Origin of the sequence: Streptomyces sp. NBC_01092 (genome assembly GCF_045039535.1) — a bacterium.
In the GTDB taxonomy this organism is placed as follows: Bacteria; Actinomycetota; Actinomycetes; order Streptomycetales; family Streptomycetaceae; genus Streptomyces.
Window position 1 is genome coordinate 7,875,136 of record NZ_CP108659.1, and the last position, 26,536, is coordinate 7,901,671.

At 70.7% G+C, this 26,536-nt stretch carries 26 protein-coding genes; 18 read left to right on the plus strand and 8 right to left on the minus strand.

Going from position 1 to position 26,536, the window contains the following annotated elements; translation table 11 throughout:
- The first annotated feature begins 29 nt into the window (after positions 1-29).
- From OG254_RS35765 to OG254_RS35775, 3 genes are read left to right on the plus strand one after another with little or no spacing between them, the layout of a single operon-like run.
- A complete protein-coding gene (locus OG254_RS35765) occupies positions 30-626 on the plus strand; it encodes a DUF5998 family protein (RefSeq protein ID WP_405590169.1) in 597 nt (198 codons plus the stop codon).
- Positions 626-1,819 (plus strand): alkaline phosphatase family protein, encoded by a 1,194-nt coding sequence (locus tag OG254_RS35770; protein ID WP_405590172.1) that lies wholly within the window; start codon positions 626-628, stop codon positions 1,817-1,819. The genes OG254_RS35765 and OG254_RS35770 overlap by 1 nt, the downstream gene beginning before the upstream one ends.
- A gap of 45 nt (positions 1,820-1,864) precedes the next feature.
- Entirely contained in the window at positions 1,865-2,512 is a 648-nt protein-coding gene (locus OG254_RS35775; protein WP_147994201.1) for a thymidine kinase, read from the plus strand.
- Positions 2,513-2,541: 29 nt separating this feature from the next.
- Here OG254_RS35775 and OG254_RS35780 read toward each other — a convergent pair whose 3' ends face one another.
- On the minus strand, positions 2,542-3,345 hold the full coding sequence (locus OG254_RS35780) for a VOC family protein (RefSeq protein ID WP_351186770.1): 804 nt from the start codon (positions 3,343-3,345) through the stop codon (positions 2,542-2,544).
- Between the two features lie 296 nt (positions 3,346-3,641).
- On the opposite strand from OG254_RS35780, the gene OG254_RS35785 reads away from it, so the two are divergent.
- Positions 3,642-4,490, plus strand: a complete 849-nt coding sequence (locus tag OG254_RS35785) for a sulfurtransferase (RefSeq protein ID WP_405590176.1) — start codon at positions 3,642-3,644, stop codon at positions 4,488-4,490.
- Between the two features lie 514 nt (positions 4,491-5,004).
- Here OG254_RS35785 and sepH read toward each other — a convergent pair.
- The 3 genes from sepH to OG254_RS35800 all read right to left on the minus strand — a co-directional run bounded on the left by sepH (position 5,005) and on the right by OG254_RS35800 (position 9,018).
- On the minus strand, positions 5,005-6,039 hold the full coding sequence (sepH, locus tag OG254_RS35790) for a septation protein SepH (RefSeq protein ID WP_147994204.1): 1,035 nt from the start codon (positions 6,037-6,039) through the stop codon (positions 5,005-5,007).
- Between the two features lie 461 nt (positions 6,040-6,500).
- On the minus strand, positions 6,501-7,820 hold the full coding sequence (locus tag OG254_RS35795) for a D-arabinono-1,4-lactone oxidase (protein ID WP_405590178.1): 1,320 nt from the start codon (positions 7,818-7,820) through the stop codon (positions 6,501-6,503).
- Positions 7,780-9,018 (minus strand): MFS transporter, encoded by a 1,239-nt coding sequence (locus OG254_RS35800; RefSeq protein WP_405590180.1) that lies wholly within the window; start codon positions 9,016-9,018, stop codon positions 7,780-7,782. Before OG254_RS35800 ends, OG254_RS35795 begins: the two co-directional genes overlap by 41 nt.
- A gap of 195 nt (positions 9,019-9,213) precedes the next feature.
- Here OG254_RS35800 and OG254_RS35805 point away from each other — a divergent pair, with 195 nt between their 5' ends.
- Together OG254_RS35805 and OG254_RS35810 are read left to right on the plus strand one after the other, a co-directional pair.
- Positions 9,214-10,341, plus strand: coding sequence for a ferrochelatase (locus tag OG254_RS35805; protein ID WP_405590182.1), 1,128 nt, complete (start codon positions 9,214-9,216; stop codon positions 10,339-10,341).
- A gap of 8 nt (positions 10,342-10,349) precedes the next feature.
- Positions 10,350-11,165 (plus strand): inositol monophosphatase family protein, encoded by an 816-nt coding sequence (locus OG254_RS35810; RefSeq protein ID WP_351186760.1) that lies wholly within the window; start codon positions 10,350-10,352, stop codon positions 11,163-11,165.
- 78 nt (positions 11,166-11,243) lie between these two features.
- On the opposite strand, the gene OG254_RS35815 is transcribed toward OG254_RS35810, so the two are convergent.
- Positions 11,244-11,417, minus strand: coding sequence for a hypothetical protein (locus tag OG254_RS35815; RefSeq protein WP_351186758.1), 174 nt, complete (start codon positions 11,415-11,417; stop codon positions 11,244-11,246).
- Positions 11,418-11,834: 417 nt separating this feature from the next.
- Between OG254_RS35815 and OG254_RS35820 the strand changes: the two genes are divergently transcribed.
- From OG254_RS35820 to OG254_RS35835, 4 genes are all read left to right on the plus strand, one after another.
- On the plus strand, positions 11,835-12,488 hold the full coding sequence (locus OG254_RS35820; protein ID WP_405590185.1) for a response regulator transcription factor: 654 nt from the start codon (positions 11,835-11,837) through the stop codon (positions 12,486-12,488).
- Positions 12,489-12,494: 6 nt separating this feature from the next.
- Positions 12,495-13,742: a sensor histidine kinase gene (locus OG254_RS35825; RefSeq protein WP_405590187.1), complete on the plus strand. Its 1,248-nt coding sequence runs from the start codon at positions 12,495-12,497 to the stop codon at positions 13,740-13,742.
- 405 nt (positions 13,743-14,147) lie between these two features.
- Positions 14,148-14,444, plus strand: coding sequence for a DUF4193 domain-containing protein (locus tag OG254_RS35830; RefSeq protein WP_005481602.1), 297 nt, complete (start codon positions 14,148-14,150; stop codon positions 14,442-14,444).
- Positions 14,445-14,457: 13 nt separating this feature from the next.
- A complete protein-coding gene (locus OG254_RS35835) occupies positions 14,458-15,381 on the plus strand; it encodes a hypothetical protein (RefSeq protein ID WP_405590189.1) in 924 nt (307 codons plus the stop codon).
- Between the two features lie 720 nt (positions 15,382-16,101).
- Here the strand turns inward: OG254_RS35835 and OG254_RS35840 are convergent.
- Entirely contained in the window at positions 16,102-16,563 is a 462-nt protein-coding gene (locus OG254_RS35840; protein WP_351186751.1) for a DUF3093 domain-containing protein, read from the minus strand.
- A 95-nt stretch (positions 16,564-16,658) separates the two neighbouring features.
- Here OG254_RS35840 and OG254_RS35845 point away from each other — a divergent pair, with 95 nt between their 5' ends.
- The 8 genes from OG254_RS35845 (at position 16,659) to OG254_RS35880 (ending at position 24,585) form a co-directional block, all read left to right on the plus strand.
- On the plus strand, positions 16,659-17,243 hold the full coding sequence (locus OG254_RS35845) for a PaaI family thioesterase (protein ID WP_351186749.1): 585 nt from the start codon (positions 16,659-16,661) through the stop codon (positions 17,241-17,243).
- Positions 17,240-17,800, plus strand: a complete 561-nt coding sequence (dut, locus tag OG254_RS35850; RefSeq protein WP_405590191.1) for a dUTP diphosphatase — start codon at positions 17,240-17,242, stop codon at positions 17,798-17,800. The genes OG254_RS35845 and dut overlap by 4 nt, the downstream gene beginning before the upstream one ends.
- Before the next feature lies 1 nt (position 17,801).
- Positions 17,802-18,560 carry a DUF3710 domain-containing protein gene (locus OG254_RS35855; protein WP_147994213.1) on the plus strand — a complete coding sequence of 253 codons (759 nt, stop codon included), beginning with the start codon at positions 17,802-17,804 and terminating at the stop codon, positions 18,558-18,560.
- A 158-nt stretch (positions 18,561-18,718) separates the two neighbouring features.
- The gene (locus tag OG254_RS35860) at positions 18,719-19,933 is read left to right on the plus strand and encodes an alginate lyase family protein (RefSeq protein WP_405590195.1); all 1,215 of its coding nucleotides are present in this window, start codon (positions 18,719-18,721) and stop codon (positions 19,931-19,933) included.
- A gap of 136 nt (positions 19,934-20,069) precedes the next feature.
- A complete protein-coding gene (locus OG254_RS35865; RefSeq protein ID WP_405590198.1) occupies positions 20,070-22,694 on the plus strand; it encodes a DUF4118 domain-containing protein in 2,625 nt (874 codons plus the stop codon).
- Positions 22,691-23,374 (plus strand): response regulator, encoded by a 684-nt coding sequence (locus OG254_RS35870; protein WP_351186740.1) that lies wholly within the window; start codon positions 22,691-22,693, stop codon positions 23,372-23,374. Before OG254_RS35865 ends, OG254_RS35870 begins: the two co-directional genes overlap by 4 nt.
- A 77-nt stretch (positions 23,375-23,451) precedes the next feature.
- Complete coding sequence (locus tag OG254_RS35875) at positions 23,452-23,850, plus strand: OB-fold nucleic acid binding domain-containing protein (RefSeq protein WP_147994217.1); 399 nt, start codon at positions 23,452-23,454, stop codon at positions 23,848-23,850.
- 3 nt (positions 23,851-23,853) lie between these two features.
- Complete coding sequence (locus OG254_RS35880) at positions 23,854-24,585, plus strand: DUF3159 domain-containing protein (RefSeq protein WP_351186736.1); 732 nt, start codon at positions 23,854-23,856, stop codon at positions 24,583-24,585.
- Positions 24,586-24,695: 110 nt separating this feature from the next.
- Here OG254_RS35880 and OG254_RS35885 read toward each other — a convergent pair whose 3' ends face one another.
- Together OG254_RS35885 and OG254_RS35890 are read right to left on the minus strand one after the other, a co-directional pair.
- Positions 24,696-25,373: a TrkA family potassium uptake protein gene (locus OG254_RS35885; RefSeq protein WP_147994219.1), complete on the minus strand. Its 678-nt coding sequence runs from the start codon at positions 25,371-25,373 to the stop codon at positions 24,696-24,698.
- Positions 25,373-26,044 (minus strand): potassium channel family protein, encoded by a 672-nt coding sequence (locus OG254_RS35890; RefSeq protein WP_393456678.1) that lies wholly within the window; start codon positions 26,042-26,044, stop codon positions 25,373-25,375. Before OG254_RS35890 ends, OG254_RS35885 begins: the two co-directional genes overlap by 1 nt.
- Positions 26,045-26,536: the final 492 nt, after the last annotated feature.

Sequence of the window (26,536 nt, forward strand, 5' to 3'; positions counted from 1 at the left end):
GTGCCTCGCAGTCAGTGCACCCCCGTAGGATGGGCGTCATGGCCAAGACCAGTACGACGACCCAGGGGCTGCGAGCGGCGATCGAGCGCAGCGGCTACTACCCGGCCCTCGTGGCCGAGGCGGTGGAGGCCGCCGTGGGCGGCGAGCCCATCCGGTCGTACCTGGTCCATCAGGAGACGACGTTCGACCAGAACGAGGTGCGGCGGCATGTGACCGTCCTCGTCCTCACCGGCAACCGTTTCATCGTCAGCCACACCGACGAGCAGGCCGCGGACACCACCTCCCCGACGCCGTACGCCACGACCTCGACGGAGTCGGTCAAGATCGGCCGGATCTCGTCGGTCGTGCTCAGCCGCGTCGTCGCCAACCCGGAGCAGTACACGGTGGGCACATTGCCCCGCGAGGTCGTCCTCACCATCGGCTGGGGCGCCGTCGCCCGCATCGATCTGGAGCCCGCGGCCTGCGGTGACCCCAACTGCGAGGCGGACCACGGCTACACGGGCAGCTCGACGGCGGACGACCTCAGCCTGCGCGTCAGCGAGGCCGGTGACGGCCCGGAGACGGTGCGCCAGGCGCTCGCCTTCGCGCAGTCGCTCTCCGAGGCGACCGCGGACCTCACGCGCTGATGGCACAGTCCACCGCCTGGGACCCCCATCCGGAACCCCTCGCCGTCACCTCCGCGCCGACCCCCGAGTACGGCCGCGGCTCTCTCGCCGACCTGCTGCCCACCCTGGCCGCCGGTATGGCCGTACCGGGCATGACCGCCACGATCGGCGAGCTGACCCCCGCCGACCGCGCGTGCGTGTTCCTGATCGACGGCCTCGGCTGGGAGCAGCTCAAGGCGCACCCCGAGGAAGCGCCCTTCATGACCGCGCTGCTCGGCAGCTCGCGCGGCGGCACCGGACGCCCGATCACCACCGGCTACCCGGCGACCACCGCGACCTCCCTCGCCTCCGTCGGCACCGGCCTGCCGCCGGGCGCGCACGGCCTGCCCGGCTACACCGTGCGCAACCCCGGCACCGGCGAGCTGATGAACCAGCTGCGCTGGCAGCCGTGGACATCACCGCGCGTCTGGCAGCCGTACCCGACGGTCTTCCAGCTCGCCCACGACGCGGGCGTGCACGCGGCCCAGGTGTCGTCGCCCACCTTCCAGAACACCCCGCTGACCAAGGTCGCGCTCAGTGGCGGTACGTTCCTCGGGCGCCTGACCGGCGAGGAGCGCATGGACCTCGCGGCCGAGCAACTGGCCGCGGGCGACCGCTCCCTCGTCTACACGTACTACGCCGAACTCGACGGCGCCGGCCACCGCTACGGCGTCGACTCCGACACCTGGCGCGGCCAGCTCATGTACGTCGACCGGCTCGTCCAGCGCCTGGCCGAGCAGCTCCCGCCGCGCACCGCGCTCTACGTCACCGCCGACCACGGCATGATCGACGTGCCTTTCGACGAGGAACACCGCATCGACTTCGACGAGGACTGGGAGCTGCGCGCCGGCGTCGCCCTGCTCGGCGGCGAAGGCCGGGCGCGGCACGTGTACGCGGTGCCGGGCGCCGCGAACGACGTCCTGACCTGCTGGCGCGAGGTGCTCGGCGAGCAGTTCTGGGTGGCCTCGCGGGACGAGGCGATCGAGGCGGGCTGGTTCGGGCCGCAGATCGACGAGCGCGTCCACGACCGCATCGGTGACGTGATCGCGGCCGCGCGGGACGACGTCCTGATCATCGCCTCCGAGCGGGAGCCGAAGGAGTCGGCGATGGTCGGCAACCACGGTTCGATGACCCCCGCCGAGCAGCTGGTCCCCCTGCTCGAAGTACGCTCCTGAAACTCCTCCCAGACCGCCGCGTTGCCGAAAGGTGCTCAACTCCACATGTCCGAGCTGGTGTTCTTCTCCGGAACGATGGACTGCGGGAAGTCGACACTGGCTCTCCAGATCGAGCACAACCGTTCGGCGCGTGGCCTCGCGGGCATGATCTTCACGCGTGACGACCGCGAGGGTGAGGGCAAGCTCTCCTCGCGGCTCGGCCTGGTCACCGACGCGGTGGAGGTCGAGGACGGCATGGACCTCTACGGCTACATCGTCGACCACCTCTCCCGGGGCGGCCGCGCGGACTACGTCATCGCCGACGAGGCCCAGTTCCTCGCCCCGGTCCAGATCGACCAACTCGCGCGCGTGGTCGACGACCTGGGGCTCGACGTCTACGCCTTCGGCATCACGACCGACTTCCGCAGCAAGCTGTTCCCCGGCTCGCAGCGCCTGGTGGAACTGGCCGACCGGGTCGAGGTGCTCCAGGTCGAGGCCCTGTGCTGGTGCGGTGCCCGCGCCACGCACAACGCCCGCACGATAGGCGGCGAGATGGTCGTCGAGGGCGCCCAGGTGGTCGTCGGCGACGTCAACCAGGCGGACGCCGTGGGCTACGAGGTGCTGTGCCGCCGCCACCACCGCCGCCGGATGACGGCGGCCAGCGCGCGGGCGGCGGCGCTGTCCCCGGACGTGCTGCCGGTACACCAGGCCTGAGCCGCGGCTCGGCCCCCTCGGGGCAGCCGTCAGCTCGGGTTCTGGATGACGGAGAACCGGGCGCCCTCGGGGTCCGCCACCGTCGCCACGCGGCCATGGTCGCTGTCGTGGGCCGGCCGCAGGACATGACCGCCGAGACCGACGATCCGCTCCAGCGCCTCGTCCGTGTCGGCGACTTCGAAGTACGTCATCCAGTGCGGGCCCCGGTCGCGGGGCAGGGCGTTGCCGACGCCGTGGATGCCGGCGACCGGGCGGCCGTCGATGTGCAGGGTGACGTAGTCGAAGTCGGCGGAGACCACCGCCTCCTCCTCGTAGGCGAACACCGTCTCGTAGAACTTGGCGACGTTCACGGACTCGAGGGTCACCAGCTCGTTCCAGGCCGGGGTGCCGGGCACGCCCGTGATGGCCGTGCCGAGGTGGGCCGCCGTCTGCCAGATGCCGAAGACGGCGCCGGAGGGGTCCGAGCAGATCGCCATCCGGCCGGCCTCGGCGGCGTCCAGCGGTCCCACGCCGACGGTGCCGCCGCACAGCCGTACCGTGTCGGCGGTCAGGTCCACGTCGTTCGAGGCGAGGTAGGGCGTCCAGGCGATGGGGAGGTGACGGTCGGGCGGCAGCTGGCCGATGCCGGCCACCTCACGGCCGTCGAGCAGGGCCCGCACATAGGGGCCGAGCTGCTGGGGGCCGGGGCGGAACTCCCAGCCGAACAGCGCTCCGTAGAACTCCTGGGTCGCGGCCATCCCGTGCACCATCAGGCTCACCCAGCAGGGCGTGCCGGGCGCGTGCCGAGCGTGCGTCGCGCCGTTCGGGCCGGCCGACCCCCGTGCCTCGGTCATCGTCACTCTCTCCTCGGCCCCTCGCGGTGGCCGCGTCTCATCCGCTGTCCCGCCCCCCGTGCCGATGCTCGCACCACCCGTGGTCACGCGCGCTCCGGGCGCGCCGCCGCACGAGGGCCGGTGACCGGAGGATGCCCGGTGTGCGATGTACCGCCCGTTTCCGTGCGATTGCCGACGGATGTCGATCGGCTGCACAGCATGTGCCCGATCCCGTACGCCTCGTGATCGGGCCTGTCCGGCGGGCAGAGTATCCGGAGCCGGACGATGCGGCCACCCCGTGCGCAAGGATGGTGGCCATGAACGTCATCATCTCCGCATCCGAACTCGCGAGCGCGCTGACGGGGCAGAACCCGCCCGTGCTGCTCGACGTCCGCTGGCAGTTGAGCCTGGCCAAGACCCCCGGCGAGCCTCCGTTCGACGGCCGGAAGGAGTACGGGTCCGGCCACGTCCCCGGCGCGGTCTACGTCGATCTGGACCGGGAACTGGCCTCCGCGCCCGGTTCGCGCGGCCGTCATCCGCTGCCCGACTTGGCCGAATTCGGTACGTCGATGCGGCGGGCGGGGGTGTCCTCCGGGACGCCGGTGGTCGTGTACGACGGCGGACAGGGCTGGGCGGCGGCCCGCGCCTGGTGGCTGCTGCGCTGGACGGGGCACCCCGACGTACGGGTCCTCGACGGCGGGTTGCCGGCCTGGCAGGGCCCGCTGGAGACGTCGGTGCCGACGTCGGCGGAGGGCGACTTCGAGCCGGTGCCGGGAGCCGGGCTCCTCGACGCCGACGGCGCTGCGGCACTCGCCCGGTCGGGGGTACTGCTGGACGCACGAGCGGGGGAGCGCTACCGCGGCGAGGTCGAGCCGATCGACCCCGTCGGCGGCCACATCCCCGGCGCCGTCTCCGCCCCCACCAACGAGAACGTCACCCCGGACGGCCGCTTCCTCCCCGCCGAGGAACTCGCGGCCCGCTTCAAGTCCCTGGGCGCGTCCGAGGACACCCGGGTCGGCGTGTACTGCGGCTCGGGCGTCTCCGCCGCCCACGAGGCCCTGGCCCTGGCGGTCGCGGGCATTCCGGCGGACCTGTACGTCGGCTCATGGTCGGAGTGGTCGTCGGACCCGTCCCGGCCGGTGGCCGTGGGGCCGGATCCGCAGTAACGGCAGGAGGCCGGGCGCTCGCCGACCCTGGCGGGCGCTCCCCAGGTCGGTTCGGATGCCGCCCTCTGGCGCCACGGCTCGCGGGCGTCGCAGCTCGCGTCCGGAGCTCGGCCTTCCGAGCGCGATGGCGCGCACGTTGCCCGGCGGGAGGTCTACGTCCCTGCGCCTGCCTGCAGTCCGACTTCGGCGCTCGGCCGTCCAAGCGAGAGGGCGCGCATCAGTACGTCCGGTGGAATGCTCACGTCGCTGCGCCCGAGCCCTGCACGGCCCGAGGCCGCGTCGGTTGCAGCGCGGCCCTCATCCAGGTCGGGTCGGATGCCCTACGGCACGACGCTCTCGGGTACGCATAGGTGCCCCCCAGCCCGCATCCGGCGCTCGGCCGTCCAAGCGAGAGGGCGCGCACCAGTACGCCCAGCGGAACGTCCTGGTACCCGTGCCCGCACAGCCCGAGGGCCGCGTTGCGGTCAACGCGGCCCTCGTCTTCGTACGGCCGCACGGGCGGTCGTACGAACGGCTACTCCTGCTTCTTCCTGCGCGTGCCGAACACGATCTCGTCCCAGCTCGGGACGGCGGCCCGGCGGCCCGGGCGGACGCCGTCCGCCTCGGCCTGACGGTCGGTGGCGCCGATCAGCCGGTCGCGGTGGCTGCCGACGGAGCGGGGCATGAGGACGTCCGCGTAGGCGGAGCCGGCCGAGGCGGCGGGAGCGGGCGGCTCCTCCGCGGCCGGTTCGGCGGGAGGCTCCTCCACTTCCGGCTCCGCGGGCGGGCGCTCCGGGACCACCATGTCACCGCGGAAGCTTGGCACCGCCTCCAGCAGGCTGGTCAGCGAGTCCCGCTCCTCCGTGACCTCCTCGGCCGGCTCCGAGGCCTGCGCGGGCAGGCTCGGCCGGTCGAGAGCGCGGTCCAGCGGGCGGTCGCGCGGCAGCCGTGCGATGCGCGGCACGAACGGGAAGCTGGGCTCGGGTGCGGCGAGGTCCTCGGACTCGCCGATCAGCGAGCGCGCCTCCTCGTCGACGGCCTGGACGAGCCGCCGGGGCGGGTCGTACGTCCAGCTCGCCGAGTGCGGTTCGCCCGCCACCCGGTAGACCAGCAGCACCTCCCACGTGCCGTCGTCGCGACGCCACGAGTCCCACTGCGCCGTGTCCTTCTCGGCACCGCGCAGCAGCAGGCGCTCCGTGACGGCCTCGCCGAGCTGAGGACCCGCCGCGTTCTCACCGGGCCGGCGGACGGGAGTCTTCCGGGCCCGCTCGGCCATGAAGGCGCGCTCGGCGAGCACGGGGCCCTCGAAGCGCCGTACGCGGTCGACGGGGATACCCGCGAGCTGGGCGACCTCTTCCGCGCTCGCACCGGCACGTATACGCGCCTGGATGTCACGGGGGCGGAGATGGCTCTCCACCTCGATCTCGATCTGGCCGAGGCGGGGCCGGTCGCCGCGCACGGCTGCGCGCAGGCGTTCGTCGATGGGAAGGGTGTACTCCGTTGCGTCGGCAGCCTTGAGCACCAGCCGTGTGCCGTCATTCGAGACGGCCACGACACGCAGTTCGGGCATGGGAACCTCCCGGGTGGTGCCTGCCGACGTCACGTGCGTCGCTGCTTCCGCTAGTCGAGTGTGGCCTGCCCGGGTGCAGCCTGCCACAACCTTGCCGAGTTGCCCGGCGTGTCGGGCACGGGCCCTGGATCGCCGTTATGGCACGGTTACCTATCCGCAACGCTAAGTGACCAACTCCGTCACCCTGTGCAAGTATCCCCCTTCCGGCGGTCCTTGAAGGCCACGGATGCCCAGGCGGGAGACCGGACCCAGGGCTCGCCACAGTACTCCATTTGGGCCACGTGCGTGGATTGGCACGCCGCCCAACTTCTGGCAATGAGCGTGACTCGGCCGTGGGTTGGGCAGTTTTCGACCTTGAACGTGGCGTACTTCACGCAAATGTCAGAAACGGAACTAATGCTTTCGTCCGTGCGTGCCCCTGTCGCGCAGTTGGTCGAGCGAGCGGGTCCACGGGCCGGGCGCTACGCCCCCAACACCCGCCGCAGGTAGTCGTTCTGGAACAGCCGGTCGGGGTCGAGCCGGTCCCGCAGCGCGGTGAACTCCTCGAAGCGCGGGTAGACCCCGGCGAAGTGCTCGGCGTCGCGCGTGTGCACCTTGCCCCAGTGCGGGCGCCCCTCGTGCGCCGTGAAGATGCTCTCGGCCGCGGTGAAGTACCGCTGGAACGGGGTGCCCTTGACCATGTGGACGGCGATGTACGCGCTGTCGCGCCCCGAGGCGGTGGACAGGGTGATGTCGTCGGCCGGGGCCGTGCGCACTTCGACCGGGAAGCTGACCCGCAGGCCGGACCGGTCGATCATGGCCTCCAGTTCGCGCAGGGTCTCGACGACCGCCTCGCGCGGGACGGCGTACTCCATCTCCAGGAAGCGCACCCGGCGCGGTGATGTGAAGACCTTGTAGGGGATGTCCGTGTAAGTCCGCGCGGACAGCGCCTTGCTGGAGATCCGGGCGATCGCCGGGATCGTGCCGGGCGCCGCGCGGCCCACCCACTGGGCCACCTGGAAGACGCCGTTGGAGAGCAGTTCGTCCTCGATCCAGCCCGCGATCTGCCCCACCGGCTTCTCCGGGCCCGCGCTGCGGTTGTTGCGCTTGGTGTTGGTGCTGCCGGTGTGTGGGAACCAGTAGAACTCGAAGTGCTCGTTCTCGGTCCACAGTTCGTCGAACTCCGCCAGGACCCGGGCGAACGGCATCGGCTCCTCGCGCGCGCTCAGCAGGAAGATCGGCTCCACGGCGAAGGTGATCGCGGTGACGATGCCCAGGGCGCCCAGGCCGATACGGGCGGCCGCGAAGATCTCCGGGTTCTCCTTCTCGGAGCAGGTGAGCACCGAGCCGTCCGCGGTGACCAGTTCCAGGGCCTTGATCTGCGCGGCGATCGAGGCCGAGTCGCGGCCCGTGCCGTGCGTGCCGGTGCTGGTGGCGCCGGAGACCGTCTGCTCCATGATGTCGCCCATGTTCGCGAGCGACAGACCCTCGCGCGCCAGGGCCATGTTGAGCCGCTTCAGCGGGGTGCCGGCCTCGACCGTGACGGTCCCGGCCTCACGGTCGATGTGGCGGATGCCGGTCAGGAGCTGAGGGCGTATCAGCACGCCGTCGGTGGCGGCTATGGACGTGAAGGAGTGTCCGCTGCCGACCGCCTTCACCTTCAGGCCGTCCTCGGCGGCCCGGCGTATCGCCGCGGCCAGCTCCTGAACGGAGGCCGGAGTGACCTCCCGCGCGGGACGGGCGGTGACGTTGCCGCCCCAGTTACGCCACGTGCCGTTCTTCCCGCTCGCTGTGCTGCTCAACGGTGCCCTCCCGACGCGGAGCCGGCCTGCTGAGCCGGCGATACCCCAGGAAACCGACCGCGACCGCGACGGCCCCGGACACCGCCGGAACCCCGTACCCGGCATCCGCACCGGCCGCGTCGATCACCCAGCCGGCCATGGAGGAGCCGAGCGCGACCCCGACCGCGAGCCCGGTGCTCACCCAGGTCATGCCCTCGGTCAGTTGCGCGCGTGGTACGTGCTCTTCGATCAGGGACATGGTGGTGATCATCGTGGGAGCGACGGCCATGCCCGAGACGAACAGCGCCACGGCCAGAAACGGCAAGTTTCCGACCAGTAGGAGGGGGATCATACTCACGGCCATCGCGCATATGCCCAGCAACCAACGACGTTCCGGCGCCCCCTTGAAGCGCAACAGCCCGAACACGAGGCCCGCCGCGCAGGAACCCGCCGCGTACAGCGCGAGGACCACGCTCGCGGCGGCCTTGTGCCCCTGCTCGTCCGCGAAGGCCACGGTGACCACGTCCACGGCCCCGAAGATCGCTCCGGTCGCCACGAACGTGGCCACCAGGACCTGGAGTCCGGGGGCGCGCAGGGCCGAGTCGCCCCCTTGCTTCTCGCGCGGATGCGGCGCCGGCTCGGTGGAGCGCTGTGCGGTCAGCCAGAAGACACCGGCCGCCAGGAAGCACCCGGCGAGCAGCGGCCCCGCCTCCGGGAACCACGCCGTGGACAGACCGATCGAGATGATCGGCCCGAAGATGAAGCACACCTCGTCGATCACGGACTCGAAGGAGTACGCGGTGTGCAGCTGGGGCGTCCCCCGGTACAGCGCGGCCCAACGGGCGCGGATCATCGCCCCGACGCTGGGCACGCACCCGATGCCGACGCAGGCCACGAACAGCACCCAGTCCGGCCAGCCGTAGTGCGCCGCGAACAGCAGCAGGGCCCCCGCCACGAGCGAGATCAGCGTCGCCGGGCGCAGCACCCGCCGCTGCCCGTGCCGGTCGACCATGCGCGAGACCTGAGGCCCCGCCACGGCCGCGGCCAGCGCGATGGTGGCGGACAGGGCGCCGGCCAGGCCGTACCGCCCGGTCAGCTGCGACACCATGGTGACCACGCCGATGCCCATCATCGACAGCGGCATCCGGCCGAGGAGACCCGCGGCGGAGAAGGCCTTGCTGCCGGGGGCGGCGAACAAGGCGCGGTAGGGGCTGGGCACGGGGGTCTCCGGTCAGGCGGAAGAGGCGTGGACGGGTGAGGCGCGTGAGGCGCGAAACCACTTTCGTAAGGCGTGTCGACAGTCGAGACAGCTTACGAGTTAGGTGACCCTAACGCACCTGTCCGGACGAACGGGGAACCCGGGTGGACACCCCGCCGTTTCCCGGCTGTCAGTACCGGATGACAGGATCGATCCATGCCAGACGCGCGCGATGCCCGCCCCTACGACGCCCTGCTCCTGCTCTCCTTCGGCGGCCCCGAGGGCCCGGACGACGTGATCCCGTTCCTGGAGAACGTCACCCGTGGGCGGGGCATCCCCACCGAGCGCCTCAAGGAAGTCGGCGAGCACTACTTCCTGTTCGGCGGTGTCAGCCCGATCAACGACCAGAACCGCGCCCTGCTGGACGCCCTGCGCAAGGACTTCGCCGAGCACGGTCTGGATCTGCCGATCTACTGGGGCAACCGCAACTGGGCGCCGTACCTGACGGACACGCTGCGCGAGATGGTCGCCGACGGCCGCCGCCGCATCCTGGTCCTCGCCACCAGCGCCTACGCCTCCTACTCGGGCTGCCGCCAGTACCGCGAGAACCTCGCCGACTCGCTGGCCGCCCTAGAGGCCGAGGGCCTGGAGCTGCCGAAGATCGACAAGCTGCGGCACTACTTCAACCACCCCGGCTTCCTGGAACCGATGATCGACGGCGTGGTCGAGGCCCTAGCCGACCTCCCCGAGGACGCCCGCGGCGGCGCCCACATCGCGTTCTCCACCCACTCCATCCCGACCGCGGCCGCCGACAGCTCGGGCCGAGTCGAGGACCACGGCGACGGCGGCGCGTACGTCGAGGAGCACCTGGACGTCGCGCAGCTGATCGCCGACGCCGTCCGTGAGCGCACCGGCGTCGACCACCCCTGGCGGCTCGTCTACCAGTCCCGCTCCGGCGCCCCGCACATCCCCTGGCTGGAGCCCGACATCTGCGACCACCTGGAGGAGCGGCACGCGGCCGGCGTCCCCGCGGTCGTGATCGCCCCCATCGGCTTCGTCTCCGACCACATGGAGGTCCTCTACGACCTCGACACGGAGGCCAAGGCCAAGGCGGAGGAGCTGGGCCTGCCCATGCGCCGTTCGGCCACCGTCGGGGACGACCCGCGCTTCGCCTCCGCCGTACGCGACCTCGTCCTGGAGCGTGCCGCCGTGGAGCGCGCGGAGGAGGTAACGCCCTGCGCCCTCGGCGCGCTCGGCGCGAGCCACAACCTCTGCCCGGTCGGCTGCTGCCCGTCCCGCGCGCCGAGGCCCGCCGCGGCCGGCGCCGACAGCCCCTACGCATGAGGAGCCACGTGACCGACGCCCTGCACACGGACCTGCTCGCCCTGGCCCAGGAGGCTGCCCGTCGCGCCGGCGAACTCCTGCGCGACGGCCGCCCGGCCGACCTGGCGGTCGCGGCGACCAAGTCGAGCCCGATCGACGTGGTCACCGAGATGGACATCGCGGCCGAGAAGCTGATCACGACCCTGATCGCCGAGCAGCGCCCCGACGACGGCTTCCTCGGTGAGGAGGGCGCCTCCGTCGAGGGCACGAGCGGCGTCCGCTGGGTGATCGACCCCCTCGACGGCACGGTCAACTACCTCTACGGACTGCCGACCTGGTCCGTCTCCATCGCCGCCGAGCAGGACGGCGAGAGCGTGGTCGGCGTCGTGGCGGCCCCCATGCGGGGCGAGACGTACCACGCGGTCCGAGGCGAGGGCGCCTGGGCGACCGGCCCCTGGGACGGCGAGCGCAGGCTGTCCTGCCGCCCCACGGCCCCCCTCGACCAGGCGCTGGTCTCGACCGGCTTCAACTACGTCACCGAGGTCCGCACCCACCAGGCCGACGTGGCCCAGCGCCTGATCCCGTTGCTGCGAGACATCCGCCGCGGCGGCTCGGCCGCGATCGACCTGTGCGACCTCGCGGCGGGCCGCCTCGACGGCTACTACGAGCGGGGCCTCAACGCCTGGGACGTCGCAGCGGGCGACCTCATCGCCCGGGAAGCGGGCGCCCTGACCGGCGGCCGCCCGGGAGAACGCCCGTCCCGTGATCTGACGGTGGCGGCGACACCGGGCGTCTTCGAGCCCCTCCAGCAGCTCCTGGAGAACCTCGGCGCCTGGCACGACTGACAGCGACGAGAGGCACAAAAAGGCGGGGCCCCGGTGCTGGATTCACCGGGACCCCGCCGTAGTACTGAAAAGGGCCGATCAGACGCCGGACAAGCCGACTTCCACACCATGCTCGGCGGCGAGGCGGCGCAGGTCGTCGAGCTCGCCCTGCTCCACCTCGACGAGGAAGTCGTCGCCGTCATTACGAGCCCGCGTCAGGTCGGACTCGGTCGTCTTTATGCGCTGCAGAAGTCCTGCGGTGAAAGCGTCCATGCTGCGCCCCCTCGTCCTGGGTCGTGGGTCGGTGGCACGGGGGTGTGCCATTCGGAAGGGGCGATCACGTCTCCGGTAGGTGCCCAGCGCTACCCATGCCGGGCGGCGACGGTGCCGGACACCCACACCCGCTCTGCGGAAAGCGGATCGCTTCGTACCGCATGGTGTAGCGGCACAAGCAGAGCGTGATCGCGGGGTGTACATGCCGTCCTCCCCGCGGCCCCTCCCACGGAAACCTCAACCGGAAGAGAAAATCTCGCATTCCCGGGCCTCATACCGGTCCTGCAGGGGCCGCTCACCCGTCTTACCGCCGACTTATGGCCGAAAAGGGCAGGATGGAGGCCAGGACAGCCCACAAACACCCCTGCCCGCGTGCCTATGAGCGCTACGCGGGTGGACACAGGAAGGACAAGCGACGTGCGCGTACTCGTCGTCGAGGACGAGCAGCTGCTCGCCGATGCGGTGGCCACCGGACTGCGCCGGGAGGCCATGGCCGTCGACGTCGTGTACGACGGCGCGGCCGCCCTGGAGCGCATCGGCGTCAACGACTACGACGTGGTCGTCCTCGACCGCGACCTCCCGCTGGTGCACGGCGACGACGTCTGCCGCAAGATCGTCGAACTGGGCATGCCCACCCGCGTGCTGATGCTCACGGCCTCCGGCGACGTCAGCGACCGCGTCGAGGGCCTGGAGATCGGCGCCGACGACTACCTCCCCAAGCCCTTCGCCTTCAGCGAGCTGACGGCACGCGTGCGTGCCCTCGGCCGCCGTACGAGCGTCCCGCTGCCGCCCGTCCTGGAGCGCGCCGGCATCAAGCTGGACCCCAACCGCCGCGAGGTCGTCCGGGACGGCAAGGAGGTGCAGCTCGCACCGAAGGAGTTCGCGGTGCTTGAGGTGCTGATGCGCAGCGAGGGCGCGGTCGTCTCCGCCGAGCAGCTCCTGGAGAAGGCCTGGGACGAGAACACCGACCCGTTCACGAACGTGGTGCGGGTGACCGTCATGACGCTGCGCCGCAAGCTGGGCGAGCCGCCGGTCATCGTGACCGTCCCCGGTTCCGGCTACCGGATCTGACGCGCCATGGCCGCGACCCCCGCGCCTCCCCAGGCGCCGCCGAAACCCACCTGGGACCCCCGCAGGCAGGAACCGCCCTTCCCGTGGCTGCGCCCGACGATCCGGATAAGGCTCACGCTGCTGTACGGCGGCATGTTCCTGATCGCCGGCATCCTGCTGCTGTCGATCATCTATCTGCTGGCCGCGCAGGCGATCAACACGGGCAACGAACCGCTGTTCAAGATCGTGAACGGCAACCAGCTCCAGGTCACCAGCGACAACTGCCCGGCGATCAAGGACAGCAGCCTCACGATCTCCCAGTTCAACGACGCGATCAGCGCCTGCATCGACGACCAGCGCCGCGTCGCGCTGGACGATCTCCTCAGCCGCTCCCTGCTCGCCCTCCTCGGCCTCGCGATCATCGCCTTCGCCTTCGGGTACGCCATGGCCGGCCGGGTGCTCTCGCCGCTGGGCCGGATCACCCGGACCGCCCGCGCGGTGGCGGGCTCGGACCTGTCCCGCCGTATCGAGCTGGACGGCCCGGACGACGAGCTGAAGGAGCTCGCCGACACCTTCGACGAGATGCTGGAGCGGCTGCAGCGGGCCTTCACCGCCCAGCAGCGCTTCGTCGGCAACGCCTCGCACGAGCTGCGGACGCCGTTGGCGATCAACCGCACGCTGCTCGAGGTGCACCTCTCCGACCCGAACGCGCCGATGGAGCTCCAGCAGCTCGGCAAGACGCTGCTGGCCACCAACGAGCGCAGTGAGCAGCTCGTGGAGGGCCTGCTGCTGCTCGCCCGCAGCGACAACCAGATCGTCGAGCGGGGGCCGGTCGACCTCGCCGAGGTCGCCGAGCAGGCCGTCGACCAGGTGCACGCCGAGGCGGCCGCCAAGGGCGTGCTGATCCGCGGCGAGCAGAAGCCCGCGGTGGTCCAGGGCAACGGCGTCCTGCTGGAGCGCATCGCCCTGAACCTGGTGCAGAACGCCGTCCGGTACAACATTCCGGAGGACGGCTGGGTCGAGGTCACCACCGAGATCCAGCACGGGCAGGCGGTCCTGGTCGTGTCGAACACCGGGCCGGTGGTGCCGGCGTACGAGATCGACAACCTCTTCGAACCGTTCAGACGGCTGCGTACGGAGCGCACGGGAAGTGACAAGGGTGTGGGCCTGGGCCTCTCGATCGTGCGGTCCGTGGTGCGGGCACATGGCGGGCACATTGCGGCGCAGCCGCGTGAGGGCGGCGGGCTGGTGATGCGAGTCACCCTTCCGGTCTGAGACCATGTGCGCCGACACACGCCGCAGCATGAGGGATGTTCGCTTTGCGCGGAATTTTCTGGGCACTCGGCGAGCGGTCTCGTGTGTGATCGATCACAAGGGCGATTTTCTGGCCATCTACTCTCCGTGATCATGTGCCCTGTCGGAAAGCCGGGAAAATCCGGGTTTTCGGGGGTCTTGATCACGGGAAGTACACGGTGAGACGCCTTTGAACTGCGGCATTAGGACCGTGTACGGTCCGCTTCGCCATCCAAGCCGATCACTCTTGAGGAGTTCGGTTGGGTGTCGATTGAGTAACAGACCTTGATGTGAGGCAAAATCTCCGCCTCGGGTCGGGCACAAGTCCGGCCTCTCACGCGTTACGTGCGCTGGAGACACCGCAGACACCCAGAGGGGGAGAGCGACATGGCAACGGATTACGACACCCCACGCAAGACCGACGACGACGTCGACTCGGACAGCCTTGAAGAGCTGAAGGCCAGGCGGAACGACAAGTCGACTTCCGCAGTGGACGTCGACGAGTTCGAGGCTGCCGAAGGCCTGGAGCTGCCCGGCGCGGACCTCTCGAATGAGGAGCTGGCCGTCCGGGTGCTGCCCAAGCAGCAGGACGAGTTCACCTGCATGAGCTGCTTCCTGGTGCACCACCGCAGCCAGCTGGCCCGGGAAAAGAACGGTCAGCCGATCTGCCGCGACTGCGACTGAGGTCGGGTCGGGCATGACTGGCTCGACCCCTCCTCGGAAGCGCCGCTTCCGCAAGCAGGAAGCGGACCAACGGCCGTCCGACGGCCCTTACGGCGCGCGTGACGACGAGCGGGGCTCATCCGACAAGGGAGCCTCGCTCGAACCGACGTCCGGGGCTGACCTCCCGGCGTCGGCCGAGTTTCACGCGCCCGTCGCCCGGCGCAGGGCCGCGGTCATCCGGGAAAAGGCCAGGGAAGGCGTCCGTAGGGGCGGCAGCCGCGCCAGGGCGGCGCTCGGGTACCTGACCGACCGGATCATCGAGATCGCCCCGCGGATCCCCGTACGCGACCTCGAGACACTGCGCCGGCAGTTCCCGGGTCTCGGGCCCGAACAGCTCGCCGACAAGTTGGTGGCGGGCGCCGCCAACGCGAGTTCGACCGTCGGTGCCGGAGTGGGCGCGGCGGCGATGCTGCCGGTGCCGCCGGCGATGCCGACGGAGCTGGCCGCCGAGATCACGGGTGTGGCCGCGATCGAGCTGAAACTGATCGCCGAGCTGCACGAGGTGTACGGCGTACGCCCGCCCGGCACTCTGCGGGAGCGCAGCACCGCGTATCTGTCCTCGTGGTCCGAGGAACGGGGCATCGACCCCGTCAAGCCCTCCACGGTCAACGCCGCGCTCGGCGGGCAGATGAAGCGTGAGCTGCGTCAGCAGATCATGAAGCGCATGGTGCGCAACCTGCCGAACCTCATGCCCTTCCTGGTGGGCGCCGCCGTGGGCGCGGCCATGAACCGGCGGGACACGAAGAGACTCGCCGCGCGGATCCGCGCGGACCTGCGCAAGGTCCAGGTGCCGTGGGAGGAGTTGGCGGAGCTGCCGGCCCTGGAGCGTCCGGCGCGGCCGCTGCCGATGGGCGACACCGAGAAAAGCCACTGGCGCAAGGAACTCGGGGACGGCTGAGCGCGGCGCCCTGGAAGCGCCGGCGCGGCCCCGGAGAGGGCAGGTCGCACAGGTCGATCGCGGGACGGACGAGCCGCCGTGCTGCGGGCCCGTGAAGGCCGTGATCGGGGCGCCTGCGCTGGCCGATCGAGCTGGTTCCGACGGCCGATCGAGAGGCTCCGTAAGGCCGATCGGCCGGGCTTCCGGAGACCGGTCGGCGGGTGTTCCAGGGGCCGGTCGGTGGGGTTCGAGGCGCTGGTCGGTGGGGGTTCGAGGCGCTGGTCGGACGGACCTTTCGCGAGTTGATCGGCTGGGGCTTCCGGAGAGCGGCCGGCGAGGCTTTCCGAGGCTGATCGACGAGGTTCGAGAGGCTGGCCGGGCGGGCCTTTGCGAGTTGATCGGCCGGGGCTTCCGGAGAGCGGCCGGTGGGGCTTTCCGAGGCTGATCGACGGGGTTCGAGAGGCTGGCCGGGCAGGCCCCCGCGAGTTGATCGGCCGGGGCCTCCCGAGAGCGCCCGGCGGGGGCCTCCAGAGGCCGATCGGCGAGGTTCGAGACGCTGGTCGGATGAGCCTTCGGGAGATCGATCCACCGGCTCTTTGGTGGGCGATCAGCCGGCCTCCGAGAGACCGGTCGACGCTGCTTCCGCGAGACCGGTCGGCGCCGCTTCCGTGAGGTGCGGTGAAGTTTTTGCGAGGGGGAGGGCAAGTTTTGACCGGGCCGGTGACGGCCCGCTCTGGTGTGCTAGGCCGCGGCCTTCGCCGCCCTGATCGCCTCCGCCAGCCGCTCCGGCTCACGGGTCGACAGGTAGAGGTACGGGGTCGGGTCATCGGGGTCGACGACCTCCACACGCAGGGCCCTGGGGATGTAGGCACGCAGCAGGAGGAAGGCCCGGGTGTCGGCCTTGTGGGTGCGCCAGGCGCGCGCCTCCTCGGGGTCCAGGACATGCGCCTCGCCCAGCGCCCGCAGCGGAACCTTCGCCTCGCCCGCGATCAGCGAGTCGCCCACGATCCGGATGCGGATGGAGCCGTACGAGCTGGCCATGACCGCCGCGGCGGCGGTGCCGCCGACCAGGCCCGCGAGCATGGGCAGCGTGCCGAACGGCAGAAGGATCAGGGCCATGGAGAGCCCGACCAGGAACGAGATCAGCCACCAGGACTTGGGTGCGGTGAGACGTTCTTCGTACGGGGCGGCGGAAAGCTGCATGGAACAAAGCTTGGCACGGTGTCCGATTGCTGCCGGAGTCAGGGCCGCCGGGCAGGGCGGGGTGGGAGACGGACGGGCGGGTAAGGTCTGCGCCTGTGAGAGGTACTTCAGCAGCCCTTGAGCCGCCGGCCGGCGCCGTGAAACCAGTGCGACATCCGGACGCTCCCGCGCCCGGTGAGCTTCTTGGCGCGCATTACGGAGAGTGTTTCGGCTGTGGCGGCGAGCAGCCCCACGGGCTGCACCTGGAGGCGCGGGCCGGGGACGGCGTGAGCATCACCGCCGAGTTCACCGTGCAGCGCGCCCACCAGGGCGCCCCCGGGCTCGCGCACGGCGGTGTCCTCGCGAGCGCCCTGGACGAGACGCTCGGCTCGCTCAACTGGCTGCTGCGCACCATCGCCGTGACCGGGCGGCTGGAGACCGACTTCGTGCGGCCGGTTCCGGTCGGCACGGTGCTGTATCTGGAGGCCGAGGTGACCGCGGTGGCGGATCGCAAGATCTACTCCACCGCCACGGGTCGGATCGGCGGTCCCGACGGGCCTGTCGCCGTCCGCGCCGACGCACTCTTCATCGAGGTGAAGGTCGACCACTTCATCGACAACGGCCGCCCGGAGGAGATCCGGGCCGCCATGAACGACCCCGACCAGGTGCGGCGTGCCCGCGCCTTCGAGGTGAACCCGTGAGCCGTGACCCGCTGAGCGTGCTGATCCGGCGCGTCGACCCGGACGTACCGCTTCCGTCGTACGCGCACCCCGGCGACGCGGGAGCCGATCTGCGCACCACCGAGAGCCGTGAACTGAAGCCCGGTGAGCGGGCCGTCCTGCCCACCGGGGTGTCGATCGCCCTCCCGGAGGGGTACGCGGCCTTCGTGCACCCGCGTTCCGGTCTCGCCGCCCGTCTCGGTGTCGCCCTGGTGAATGCCCCGGGGACGGTTGATGCCGGGTACCGTGGGGAGATCAAGGTGATCGTGGTGAATCTCGACCCGCACGAGCCCGTGCGGTTCGAGCGCTTCGACCGGATTGCCCAACTGGTCGTCCAGCAGGTCGAGAGGGTTCGCTTCCAGGAGGTCGCGGAGCTTCCCGATTCGGCGCGGGCTGAGGGGGGCTTCGGGTCCACGGGCGGCCATGCCGCGGTGGGCGACACAAGCGGCACAAGCGATACAAGCGGTCAGGCCGCCGATGGCGGCACTACGGGTGGGAATCGATACGCTTCGGTCGTATCCGACCGGGAAGGACAGTGACGTGTTCGGACGTCGCAACAAGAAGGGTGCCGCCGAGGACGCGGCCGGCGAGCCCGAGCAGGTCGTCGACATCGACTCTGAGGCGGACGACGACGGCACGCGTGAGCGCGTACGGCTCGAACCGGAACCGCGGCCCGACGGGCCCTGGGACAGCGCCGAGGTCCGTGACCCCGCCGAGGGCAGGGTGGACCTGGGCGGCCTGTTCGTACCGGGCGTCGACGGCATGGAACTGCGCGTGGAGGTCGCGGGCGACGCGATCGTCGCGGCGACGGTCGTGCTGCGCGACAGCGCCATCCAGCTCCAGGGCTTCGCCGCGCCCAAGCGCGAGGGCATCTGGGGCGAGGTGCGCGAGGAGATCGGCTCGGGCATCACTCAGCAGGGTGGCATCATCGACGAGGTCGAGGGGCCGCTCGGCTGGGAGCTGCGGGCCCAGGTGCCGGTGCAACTGCCGGACGGCACGGGCGGTTTCCAGGTCGTGCGGTTCGTGGGTGTGGACGGTCCCCGCTGGTTCCTGCGCGGTGTGATCTCGGGCCAGGGCGCGGTGCAGCCGCAGGCGGCCGGTCTGCTCGAGCAGATCTTCCGGGACACGGTCGTGGTCCGTGGCGAGGGTCCGATGGCCCCGCGCGACCCGATCGTCCTGCAGCTGCCCAACGACGCCCAGATGGTTCCTGAGGGCGTGCAGCAGGAGGAGGCGGGATCCCGCTTCTCCGGCGGAATGGGCCAGCTCCAGCGCGGGCCGGAGATCACCGAGGTGCGCTGAGCACCATAAGGACACCAGGGCCGTACCCCGTCAGGGGTACGGCCCTTTCTCGTGCGTGAACCCTTGACGGCCCATTGGTCTGTACCTATTGTCTGCGGCCATCGCGAGTGTTCAAAGGGACGCTCATTGTTCACGTACGAGAACGGATGGCCCCCCACATGTCACCTGGTCCCGCACGTCACCGCCGCAGATTCCGTCGCACCGCCCTGTTCGCGGTACTGACCACCGCGCTGGTGTCCACTCTTCTGCTGCGGCCGCAGGCCGACCGTGCCGATGCAGCGCCCGCCGCCTTCGCCCATCCCGGAGTCACCGTCTCCAAGTCCCAGCTGGACTTCGTGCGCACCAAGGTCAACGCCGGCGCCCAGCCGTGGAAGGGCGCGTTCGACCAGATGACGGCGAGCAAGTACGCCGATCTGAACCGCGCCCCCAAGCCGCGTGCCGTCGTCGAGTGCGGCTCATACTCGAACCCGAACTACGGCTGCACCGACGAGCGCGAGGACGCGATAGCCGCCTACACCGACGCCCTCGCCTGGTACATCACCCGCGACGAGCGCTACGCGCGCAAAGCCATCGAGCTGATGGACGCCTGGTCCGGGGTGATCAAGGACCACACCAACAGCAACGCGCCCCTGCAGACGGGCTGGGCCGGCTCCTCCTGGCCGAAGGCCGCCGAGATCATCAAGTACACGTACACCGGGAGCTGGGCGAACTCCGGACGGTTCGCCACCATGCTCCGCGACGTCTATCTGCCCAAGATCATCAACGGCTCGAACTCCAACGGCAACTGGGAGCTGTCGATGATGGAGGCCGCCGTCGGCATCTCCGTCTTCCTGGAGGACAAGGCGTCGTACGACAAGGCCATGGCGAAGTTCCGCACCCGCACCGCCGCCTACGTCTATCTGTCCTCCGACGGCGACCTGCCCAAGACCGTGCCCAGCCAGAACCTCAACACCCGCGAGAAGATCGTCAACTACTGGCAGGGGCAGGGCACCTTCGTCACCGGCCTCACCCAGGAGACCTGCCGCGACTTCACCCACACCGGGTACGGCATCTCCGCGATCTCGCACGTCGCGGAGACCAGCCGGATCCAGGGCCAGGACCTGTACGGCACGGACGTCGGCGAGCGGCTGCGGCAGGCGCTCGGGTTCCAGGCCAAGTACCAGCTGGGTACGGCCGCCCCGAGCTGGCTGTGCGGCGGCTCGCTGAAGCTCGGCCTCGGGCCGATCACCGAGGTCGGCTACAACGCCCTGCACAACCGCCTCGGCATCCCGATGACCAACACCCAGACGCTGACCGAGCAAGGCCGCCCGGCCGGCAGCAACAACCTCTTCGTGGCCTGGGAGACCCTCACCCACGGCGACAACCCCAGCTGAGGCCTGCGACGCGCGGCGGGAGCGTCAGAATTGCGTCAAAGACGCCCCCGCCGCACCGCCCCACCCCAATTGTCGCGATTGTTGGCCGTAAGGTCGACGCTGCGTAAACAGCAGTGGCCGGAACACAATGGGGACCATGGGACGCGGCAAGCTTCGGATCTACCTCGGTGCGGCACCGGGCGTCGGCAAGACGTACGCGATGCTGTCCGAGGCGCACCGGCGCGTCGAGCGGGGCACCGACTGTGTCGTCGCGTTCGTGGAGCACCACGACCGGCCGCGCACCGAGGTGATGCTCCACGGGCTGGAGCAGATACGGCGGGGGGACCTCGAGTACCGGGGGAGCCGCTTCACCGAGATGGACGTGGACGCGGTCCTGGCCCGGCGCCCGAGGGTCGCCCTCGTGGACGAACTCGCCCACACCAACATCCCCGGCTCCCGCAACGCCAAGCGCTGGCAGGACGTCGAGGAACTCCTAGCGGCCGGCATCGACGTCATATCGACCGTCAACATCCAGCACCTGGAGTCCCTCGGGGACGTCGTGGAGTCGATCACCGGCGTACGGCAGCAGGAGACGGTGCCGGACGAGGTGGTGCGCCGGGCCGACCAGATCGAGCTGGTCGACATGTCGCCCCAGGCGCTGCGGCGCCGTATGGCGCACGGCAACATCTACACGTCGGACAAGGTCGACGCGGCCCTGTCCAACTACTTCCGCCCCGGCAACCTGACCGCCCTGCGTGAGCTCGCGCTGCTGTGGGTGGCGGACCGGGTCGACGAGTATCTGAAGCAGTACCGCAGCGATCACCGGGTGTCACGGATCTGGGGCTCGCGGGAGCGGATCGTCGTGGGGCTGACCGGCGGGCCCGAGGGCCGGACGCTGATCCGCCGGGCCGCGCGGCTCGCGGAGAAGGGCGCCGGCGGTGAGGTCCTCGCCGTCTACATCGCCCGCAGCGACGGGCTGACGTCCGCCTCGCCGAAGGAACTCGCCGTCCAGCGCACCCTCGTCGAGGACCTCGGCGGCACCTTCCACCACGTCGTCGGCGACGACATCCCGGCGGCGCTGCTGGCCTTCGCGCGCGGCGTGAACGCCACCCAGATAGTGCTCGGCTCCTCGCGCCGCAAGAGCTGGCAGTACGTCTTCGGACCGGGCGTGGGCGTCACCGTGGCCCGGGAGTCGGGCCCCGACCTCGACGTGCACATCGTCACGCACGAGGAGGTCGCCAAGGGACGCGGACTGCCCGTGGCCCGGGGAGCGCGCCTCGGCCGGCCCCGGATCCTCGCGGGCTGGCTCGTCGGCGTCGGCGGTCCGGCGCTGCTCACGCTGCTGCTGACCCACGTCGACGCCGACCTGGGGCTCGCGAACGACATGCTGTTGTTCCTGACCCTGACGGTGGCGTCGGCCCTGCTCGGCGGGCTCTATCCCGCCCTCGCCTCGGCGGCGGTCTGCTCTCTGCTGCTGAACTGGTTCTTCACACCACCGGTGCACCGCATCACGATCGCCGACCCGAAGAACCTGCTCGCGCTGGTGATCTTCGTCTTCGTGGCGGTGTCGGTGGCCTCCGTGGTCGACCTGGCGGCCCGGCGCACCCACCAGGCGGCCCGGCTGCGCGCCGAGTCGGAGATCCTGTCCTTCCTCGCCGGGAACGTGCTGCGCGGCGAGACCGGCCTGGCGGAGCTCCTGGAGCGGGTCCGCGAGACCTTCGGCATGGAGTCGGCCGCCCTGCTGGAGCGGGACAGCGACGTCGACCCGTGGACCTGCGCCGGCAGCGTGGGTGTGGGCCCGGCACCGGCCCGGCCCGAGGACGCGGACGTCGACGTCCCCGTCGGCGACCACATGGCACTCGCGCTGACCGGCCGGGTGCTGCCCGCCGAGGACCGCCGGGTCCTCGCCGCCTTCGCCGCCCAGGCCGCGGTCGTCCTCGACCGCCAGCGCCTCCAGCGGGAGGCCGACCAGGCCAAGGAGCTGGCCGAGGGCAACCGGATCCGTACGGCGCTGCTGGCTGCCGTCAGCCACGATCTGCGCACGCCCCTCGCGGGCATCAAGGCGGCGGTGTCCTCACTGCGGTCCGACGACGTGGCCTGGTCCGAGGAGGACGAGGCCGAGCTGCTGGAGGGCATCGAGGAGGGCGCCGACCGGCTCGACCACCTGGTCGGGAACCTGCTCGACATGTCCCGGCTCCAGACCGGCACGGTCACGCCGCTGATCCGCGAGATCGACCTCGACGAGGTGGTGCCGATGGCGCTCGGCGGGGTGCCGGAGGGCAGCGTGGAGCTGGACATCCCGGAGACCCTGCCGATGGTCGCCGTGGACCCCGGGCTGCTGGAGCGGTCGGTGGCCAACCTCGTCGAGAACGCCGTCAAGTACAGCCCGGACGACGACAGGGTCCTGGTGGCCGCCAGCGCCATCGCCGACCGGGTGGAGGTCCGGGTGGTCGACTGCGGCCCCGGCGTCCCGGACGAGGCCAAGGAGCGCATCTTCGCGCCCTTCCAGCGCTACGGCGACGCCCCGCGCGGCGCCGGAGTCGGACTCGGCCTGGCCGTCGCCCGCGGCTTCGCCGAGGCCATGGGCGGCACCCTCAACGCCGAGGACACACCCGGCGGCGGCCTCACCATGGTGCTCACCCTGAGGGCCGCGGGGACGCGCTCCGGGGAACCGCCCGGCCCCGCCGAGCCCACCCACGCCCCGGGGCCCGCCCGCTCCGACGAGCCTGTTCACTCCGACCAGCCCGTTCACTCCGTACGACCCGAAAGGCAGACCACATGACCCGGGTTCTGGTGATCGACGACGAGCCGCAGATCGTGCGCGCCCTCGTGATCAACCTCAAGGCCCGCAAGTACGAGGTCGACGCGGCCCACGACGGGGCCACCGCCCTCGAACTCGCCGCCACCCGTCACCCCGACGTGGTCGTCCTCGACCTCGGTCTGCCCGACATGGACGGCGTCGAGGTGATCCGGGGACTGCGCGGCTGGACCCGGGTGCCGATCCTGGTGCTGTCCGCCCGGCACACCTCCGACGAGAAGGTCGAGGCGCTCGACGCGGGAGCCGACGACTACGTCACCAAGCCCTTCGGCATGGACGAGCTGCTGGCCCGGCTGCGGGCCGCCGTCCGCCGCGCCGAGCCCACCGGGGCCGGCGAGGACGACGTGATGGTGGAGACCGAGGAGTTCACCGTCGACCTCGCCGCGAAGAAGGTCAACCGGAGCGGGAACGACGTACGGCTGACGCCCACGGAGTGGCATCTGCTGGAGGTGCTGGTCCGCAACACGGGCCGTCTGGTCAGCCAGAAGCAGCTGCTGCAGGAGGTGTGGGGGCCGTCGTACGGGACGGAGACGAACTACCTGCGGGTGTACATGGCCCAGCTGCGCCGGAAGCTGGAGGCGGACCCGTCGCATCCGAAGCACTTCATCACGGAGCCGGGGATGGGCTACCGGTTCGAGAAATGAGCCGGTCACGGCAGGTCGGTTCGGGCGGTGGTACCAGGGGTACGTAGGTGTCGGTGCACCCCGGTAGGCTTCAAGACATGAGTGCTGTTCCTCGTTCCGAAAAGTCGGTGGGCCGGTTCCGGCGCATGCTCGACCGGCTCTCCTCGTCGCAGGAGGACCTGGAGTCCGAGGAGCTGCGGGAGGACGCCGAGACCACCGGCTGCATCAAGATCGGTGACTGCCATGACCGTCAGATCGTGACGGTTACTGGTACCTTGCGCACGGTCACGCTTCGGCCGCGTGCGGGAGTCCCGGCCCTGGAGGCCGAGCTGTTCGACGGCTCCGCCGCCCTGGACGTGGTGTGGCTCGGCAGACGCTCCATAGTGGGCATAGAGCCCGGGCGCCGGCTGATCGCATCCGGCCGGGTCTCCATGAGCCGGGGCCGCCGTGTGCTTTTCAACCCGAAATACGAACTGAGACCCCTCGGACGGGAGTAGCCGGTGACGTCGCTCGACAAGCCGACCGAAGACACCACCGCAGAAGCCGAGCAGGATGCCCGGGCGGTGACCGAGGCCGCGCTGTTCGAGGCCTTCGGCGGCATGCGCGGCATGGTCGAGACGGTGCTGCCCGGCCTTCTCTTCGTCACCATCTTCACGATCAACAAAGACCTGCACATGTCGGCCATCGCGGCCCTCGCGGTGTCCTTGGTGCTCGTGGTGGTGCGCCTGGCGATGCGGGACACCGTCAAGCACGCGTTCAGCGGTGTCTTCGGTGTCGCCTTCGGTGTCGTGTTCGCGATGATGACGGGCAACGCGAAGGACTTCTATCTGCCCGGCATGCTCTACACGCTGGGGCTGGGCCTCGCCTACATCATCACGACCCTGTGCGGTGTGCCGCTGATCGGCCTGATCCTCGGCCCGGTGTTCAAGGAGAACCTCTCCTGGCGCACGCGCAACCCCGGCCGCAAGAAGGCGTACGCGAAGGCCAGTTGGGCCTGGGGTCTGATCCTTCTCGCCAAGTGCGCGATCCTCTTCCCGCTGTACTGGTGGGCGGACACGACCCAGCTGGGATGGGTGCTCGTCGCCCTGAAGATCCCGCCGTTCCTGCTGGCCGTGTGGCTGACCTGGGTGTTCCTGGCGAAGGCTCCCGCGCCGATCGACGTGTTCGCGGAGATGGAGGCGGCCGAGAAGGCCGAGGAAGAGCGCAAGGCTGCCGCCGGCCAGGCCGAGTAGGTACCGGGTCTGTCGGTAGGAAGCCGAGTAAGTACTGGGCTTGCAGGCAAGGAAGGGCGCCCCGAGTTTTCGGGGCGCCCTTCCTGTCGTAGCAAGCGAAGCGGCCAGCCCTAGCCCGCCGTGTCCTCGCGGCGGACCGAGAGCAGGTCCTCCAGCTGCTCCTCGCGGGCCTGCGCGGCCACGAAGAGGAGCTCGTCGCCCGCCTCCAGGGAGTCCTCGCGGGACGGGGTGAGGACGCGGGTGCCGCGGATGATGGTGACCAGGGACGTGTCCTGCGGCCACTCGACGTCGCCGACCTGGGTGCCGGCCAGGGCCGACTCCTCCGGGAGGGTCAGTTCGACGAGGTTGGCGTCGCCGTGGCTGAAGCGCAGGAGCCGGACCAGGTCGCCGACGCTCACCGCCTCCTCGACCAGGGCCGACATCAGGCGCGGGGTGGAGACGGCCACGTCCACGCCCCAGGACTCGTTGAAGAGCCACTCGTTCTTGGGGTTGTTGACGCGGGCGACGACGCGCGGAACGCCGTACTCCGTCTTCGCGAGCAGGGACACGACCAGGTTCACCTTGTCGTCACCCGTGGCCGCGATCACCACGTTGCAGCGCTGGAGCGCCGCCTCGTCCAGCGACGTGATCTCGCACGCGTCGGCCAGCAGCCACTCCGCCTGCGGGACCCGCTCGACCGAGATGGCGGTCGGCGCCTTGTCGATCAGCAGGATCTCGTGGCCGTTCTCCAGCAGTTCGCCCGCGATGGAGCGGCCCACCGCACCGGCACCGGCAATGGCGACCCTCATCAGTGACCGCCTTCCTCTTCGGGACCCTTGGCGAAGGACGCCTCGACCTTGTCGACCTCGTCGGTGCGCATCATGACGTGCACCAGGTCACCCTCCTGCAACACCGTCTGCGAGGTGGGCAGGATCGCCTCGCCGAGCCGGGTCAGGAACGCCACCCGGACGCCCGTCTCCTCCTGGAGCCGGCTGATCTTGTGGCCCACCCACTCGGTGGACGCGTGCACCTCGGCGAGCTGGACGCCGCCGGTGGGATCCCGCCACAGCGGCTCCGCGCCCGAGGGCAGCAGACGGCGCAGCATCTGGTCGGCCGTCCAGCGGACCGTGGCCACGGTGGGGATGCCCAGACGCTGGTAGACCTCGGCGCGGCGGGGGTCGTAGATACGGGCCGCGACGTTCTCCACGCCGAACATCTCGCGGGCCACCCGGGCGGAGATGATGTTGGAGTTGTCGCCGCTGGAGACCGCCGCGAAGGCGCCCGCCTCCTCGATGCCGGCCTCGCGCAGGGTGTCCTGGTCGAAGCCGACGCCGGTGACACGGCGGCCGCCGAACCCGGGGCCCAGCCGGCGGAACGCGGTGGGGTCCTGGTCGATCACCGCGACCGTGTGCCCTTGTTGCTCCAGGGTCTGGGCCAGAGCGGAGCCCACCCTTCCGCAACCCATGATGACGATGTGCACGGCGCTTACCCCGCACTCCTCGTGAGGCGTCTGACTTGCGTGAACGTGGTGCTCATAACCTTCTCTCGGTTCGCCGGGCAACAGGCGCGGGCCGGTCGCGGACCGCTGGGCAACATCATGCCGGGCCATGGCCGGAATGATCCCTCGCGGTACGGATCGTGGACTCGCGTGTGCCTCGGTCCAACCGTAACCGTCGGCTCTGACACGCCGACCGGGGCGTCCGTCGGTGCCCTCAGCGGCGGTTGAAGCTGCGGAGGCTGGCCAGTGCCAGGACGCCGAGTCCGGCGAGCGAGACGAGGGCGCCGACGAGCTGAGCGGTCGTCTGCGACATGGGGTCTCCCGGATGTGATGAGCGTACCGACGCAGGTCATGGAGGCATGAGGACGCCGTCCGGCCCGGTGCCCGGCGCGGGAGCGGGGCGGAATTCACCCCCGCGCCGTGCGCGATTTCACCCGGATGTGCTCCGTACCAGGCAGGGGGCCTACGATTCTC